This window comes from Paraburkholderia sp. TE9906 (assembly GCF_056279605.1).
This window is the reverse complement of record NZ_JBWCCT010000036.1, coordinates 1-5,251: the sequence shown is the minus strand read 5'-3', so window position 1 is coordinate 5,251 and position 5,251 is coordinate 1. Positions and strand designations below refer to the sequence as shown.

Here is a 5,251-nt window from a genome sequence, read left to right as displayed (position 1 = left end):
TCTGAACCACAAGACACACCTGTTATAGGATCAAGCCTTACGGGCAATTAGTATCAGTTAGCTTAACGCATTACTGCGCTTCCACACCTGACCTATCAACGTCCTGGTCTTGAACGACCCTTCAAGGGGCTCGAAGCCCCGGGGATATCTCATCTTAAGGCGAGTTTCCCGCTTAGATGCTTTCAGCGGTTATCTCTTCCGAACATAGCTACCCGGCGATGCCACTGGCGTGACAACCGGTACACCAGAGGTTCGTCCACTCCGGTCCTCTCGTACTAGGAGCAGCCCCCTTCAAATATCCAGCGCCCACGGCAGATAGGGACCAAACTGTCTCACGACGTTTTAAACCCAGCTCACGTACCTCTTTAAATGGCGAACAGCCATACCCTTGGGACCGGCTACAGCCCCAGGATGAGATGAGCCGACATCGAGGTGCCAAACACCGCCGTCGATATGAACTCTTGGGCGGTATCAGCCTGTTATCCCCAGAGTACCTTTTATCCGTTGAGCGATGGCCCTTCCATACAGAACCACCGGATCACTATGACCTGCTTTCGCACCTGCTCGACTTGTCGGTCTCGCAGTTAAGCACGCTTATGCCATTGCACTATCAGCACGATTTCCGACCGTACCTAGCGTACCTTCGTACTCCTCCGTTACACTTTGGGAGGAGACCGCCCCAGTCAAACTGCCTACCATGCACTGTCCCCAGTCCGGATAACGGACCAAGGTTAGAACCTCAAACAAACCAGGGTGGTATTTCAAGGGCGGCTCCACGCAGACTGGCGTCCACGCTTCATAGCCTCCCACCTATCCTACACAGATCGGTTCAAAGTCCAATGCAAAGCTACAGTAAAGGTTCATGGGGTCTTTCCGTCTAGCCGCGGGGAGATTGCATCATCACAAACACTTCAACTTCGCTGAGTCTCGGGAGGAGACAGTGTGGCCATCGTTACGCCATTCGTGCAGGTCGGAACTTACCCGACAAGGAATTTCGCTACCTTAGGACCGTTATAGTTACGGCCGCCGTTTACCGGGACTTCAATCAGGAGCTTGCACCCCATCATTTAATCTTCCGGCACCGGGCAGGCGTCACACCCTATACGTCCACTTTCGTGTTTGCAGAGTGCTGTGTTTTTATTAAACAGTCGCAGCCACCAGTTTATTGCAACCCCTTCACCCTCTGCGCGCAGGCGCATCAAGCTACAGGGGCGTACCTTATCCCGAAGTTACGGTACCAATTTGCCGAGTTCCTTCTCCCGAGTTCTCTCAAGCGCCTTAGAATACTCATCTCGCCCACCTGTGTCGGTTTGCGGTACGGTCCTGTTAAACTGAAGCTTAGAGGCTTTTCTTGGAACCACTTCCAGTTGCTTCTTCACCGAAGTGAATGGCCTCGCACCCTTGAATTCCGCGCCCGGATTTGCCAAAGCGCCTTCTCCAATGCAAGGACCGGGACTTCCAACACCCGGACAACCTTCCGCGATCCGTCCCCCCATCGCATTTAACAATGGTGCAGGAATATTAACCTGCTTCCCATCAGCTACGCATTTCTGCCTCGCCTTAGGGGCCGACTCACCCTACGCCGATGAACGTTGCGTAGGAAACCTTGGGCTTACGGCGAGGGGGCCTTTCACCCCCTTTATCGCTACTCATGTCAGCATTCGCACTTCCGATACCTCCAGCGCACTTTTCAATGCACCTTCGCAGGCTTACGGAACGCTCTCCTACCATGCATATAAATATGCATCCGCAGCTTCGGTATATTGCTTAGCCCCGTTACATCTTCCGCGCAGGACGACTCGATCAGTGAGCTATTACGCTTTCTTTAAAGGATGGCTGCTTCTAAGCCAACCTCCTGACTGTTTTAGCCTTCCCACTTCGTTTCCCACTTAGCAATATTTGGGGACCTTAGCTGGCGGTCTGGGTTGTTTCCCTCTTGACACCGGACGTTAGCACCCGATGTCTGTCTCCCGTGATTGCACTCTTCGGTATTCGGAGTTTGCTATGGCGTAGTAATCCGCAATGGACCCCACAACCATGACAGTGCTCTACCCCCGAAGGTGATACACGAGGCACTACCTAAATAGTTTTCGGAGAGAACCAGCTATTTCCAGGTTTGTTTAGCCTTTCACCCCTATCCACAGCTCATCCCCTAACTTTTCAACGTTAGTGGGTTCGGACCTCCAGTACGTGTTACCGCACCTTCATCCTGGCCATGGATAGATCACCTGGTTTCGGGTCTACACCCAGCGACTGAATCGCCCTGTTCGGACTCGCTTTCGCTACGCCTGCCCTAATCGGTTAAGCTTGCCACTGAATGTAAGTCGCTGACCCATTATACAAAAGGTACGCCGTCACCCCTTACGAGGCTCCGACTGTTTGTATGCATGCGGTTTCAGGATCTGTTTCACTCCCCTCCCGGGGTTCTTTTCGCCTTTCCCTCACGGTACTGGTTCACTATCGGTCGATCACGAGTATTTAGCCTTGGAGGATGGTCCCCCCATCTTCAGACAGGATTTCACGTGTCCCGCCCTACTTGTCGTACACCCAGTTCTTCCTCGCTGTTTTCGCTTACGGGGCTATCACCCGCTATGGCAGCACTTTCCAGAGCCTTCAGCTAACAATGAAGATAAAGAGTACAGGCTGGTCCCATTTCGCTCGCCACTACTCTGGGAATCTCGGTTGATTTCTTTTCCTGCGGTTACTTAGATGTTTCAGTTCACCGCGTTCGCTTCGCATGACCTATGTATTCAGTCATGGATACTCCATTCGGAGTGGGTTTCCCCATTCGGACATCTTCGGATCAAAGCTCGTTTGCCAGCTCCCCGAAGCTTTTCGCAGGCTACCGCGTCCTTCATCGCCTGTGATCGCCAAGGCATCCACCACATGCACTTGTTCGCTTGACCCTATAACGGGTGTGTCTCTGTCGATCCGGAGTTGGCCCTTGAGCGCCTACTCCGGTCCCATCCCCGAAGGGGACAGGGACATTCACAGGGAATGCCAGGACATCAATTCACAATCGCTACAGGTTGAGTATTCGTGTTGCGCCGTATTCCAAAGCAATCTTTCGATTACCTTTTCATACATTGATACAATCACAACCCTGATTCACCTACTCACACACCCATCTCCAGGTATGCTTTCGTGAATCTCTTTACTACTTCTTCCTGATTGTTAAAGAACGACAGCCGATATCGCAGTTGCTATAACCGCGTATCACTCTGACTGGCTCAATCGCCAATGCCTGTTTCACTACACCGCCAACTTTCATTAGCGCATGCAGTAAAACCGGCATTGAGGATTGGTGGAGGATGACGGGATCGAACCGACGACCCCCTGCTTGCAAAGCAGGTGCTCTCCCAGCTGAGCTAATCCCCCAGTCATACAGATACCCCAGAGGTTTTTAGACGGTCAGCTCACCAGACAAGACTTTGGTGGGTCTGGATGGATTCGAACCATCGACCCCCGCCTTATCAAGACGGTGCTCTAACCGACTGAGCTACAGACCCCTGAGTCTGTCCTGATTCACAGCCGATAAGCGTGAGCGCTCAACGTTCGACACGTTCAGCTCGAGAAAGGAGGTGATCCAGCCGCACCTTCCGATACGGCTACCTTGTTACGACTTCACCCCAGTCATGAATCCCACCGTGGTAAGCGCCCTCCTTGCGGTTAGGCTACCTACTTCTGGTGAAACCCACTCCCATGGTGTGACGGGCGGTGTGTACAAGACCCGGGAACGTATTCACCGCGGCATGCTGATCCGCGATTACTAGCGATTCCAGCTTCACGCACTCGAGTTGCAGAGTGCGATCCGGACTACGATCGGTTTTCTGGGATTGGCTCCACCTCGCGGCTTGGCGACCCTCTGTTCCGACCATTGTATGACGTGTGAAGCCCTACCCATAAGGGCCATGAGGACTTGACGTCATCCCCACCTTCCTCCGGTTTGTCACCGGCAGTCTCCCTGGAGTGCTCTTGCGTAGCAACTAGGGACAAGGGTTGCGCTCGTTGCGGGACTTAACCCAACATCTCACGACACGAGCTGACGACAGCCATGCAGCACCTGTGTTATGGCTCCCTTTCGGGCACGTCCACCTCTCGGCAGACTTCCATACATGTCAAGGGTAGGTAAGGTTTTTCGCGTTGCATCGAATTAATCCACATCATCCACCGCTTGTGCGGGTCCCCGTCAATTCCTTTGAGTTTTAATCTTGCGACCGTACTCCCCAGGCGGTCAACTTCACGCGTTAGCTACGTTACCAAGTCAATGAAGACCCGACAACTAGTTGACATCGTTTAGGGCGTGGACTACCAGGGTATCTAATCCTGTTTGCTCCCCACGCTTTCGTGCATGAGCGTCAGTATTGGCCCAGGGGGCTGCCTTCGCCATCGGTATTCCTCCACATCTCTACGCATTTCACTGCTACACGTGGAATTCTACCCCCCTCTGCCATACTCTAGCCCGCCAGTCACAAATGCAGTTCCCAGGTTAAGCCCGGGGATTTCACATCTGTCTTAGCGAACCGCCTGCGCACGCTTTACGCCCAGTAATTCCGATTAACGCTTGCACCCTACGTATTACCGCGGCTGCTGGCACGTAGTTAGCCGGTGCTTATTCTTCCGGTACCGTCATCCCCCCAGGGTATTAACCCAGAGGATTTCTTTCCGGACAAAAGTGCTTTACAACCCGAAGGCCTTCTTCACACACGCGGCATTGCTGGATCAGGCTTGCGCCCATTGTCCAAAATTCCCCACTGCTGCCTCCCGTAGGAGTCTGGGCCGTGTCTCAGTCCCAGTGTGGCTGGTCGTCCTCTCAGACCAGCTACAGATCGTCGCCTTGGTAGGCCTTTACCCCACCAACTAGCTAATCTGCCATCGGCCGCCCCTTGAGCGCGAGGTCCCGAAAGATCCCCCGCTTTCCTCCTCAGAGCGTATGCGGTATTAATCCGGCTTTCGCCGGGCTATCCCCCACTCCAGGACACGTTCCGATGTATTACTCACCCGTTCGCCACTCGCCACCAGACCGAAGTCCGTGCTGCCGTTCGACTTGCATGTGTAAGGCATGCCGCCAGCGTTCAATCTGAGCCAGGATCAAACTCTTCAGTTCAAACCTGTTACTGTTTTTCGGTCTCTTTCGAAACCGGTCGCTCACTCAACGTACTGACGAAGTGTTCGATCATCTCTCGACGGTCAAACCTTCCTTTCATTACTGTGTGAGACTTGATACTTTCGCTTTTACAGCAGACTCCAA

The 5,251-nt window shown here is 53.3% G+C and carries 2 tRNA genes and 2 rRNA genes; all 4 read right to left on the bottom strand.

The features are described 5' to 3' along the window. Positions 1–26: 26 nt before the first annotated feature. A 23S ribosomal RNA gene (locus ACZ9H4_RS36975) occupies positions 27–2,906 on the bottom strand. Positions 2,907–3,302: 396 nt separating this feature from the next. Then, a tRNA-Ala gene (locus ACZ9H4_RS36970) sits at positions 3,303–3,378 on the bottom strand. Between the two features lie 54 nt (positions 3,379–3,432). Next, positions 3,433–3,509, bottom strand: a tRNA-Ile gene (locus ACZ9H4_RS36965). Positions 3,510–3,574: 65 nt separating this feature from the next. Beyond that, positions 3,575–5,107: ribosomal RNA gene (locus ACZ9H4_RS36960) — 16S ribosomal RNA — on the bottom strand. The 16S and 23S rRNA genes sit together here with 2 tRNA genes alongside, the layout of an rRNA operon. Between the last annotated feature and the right edge of the window lie 144 nt (positions 5,108–5,251).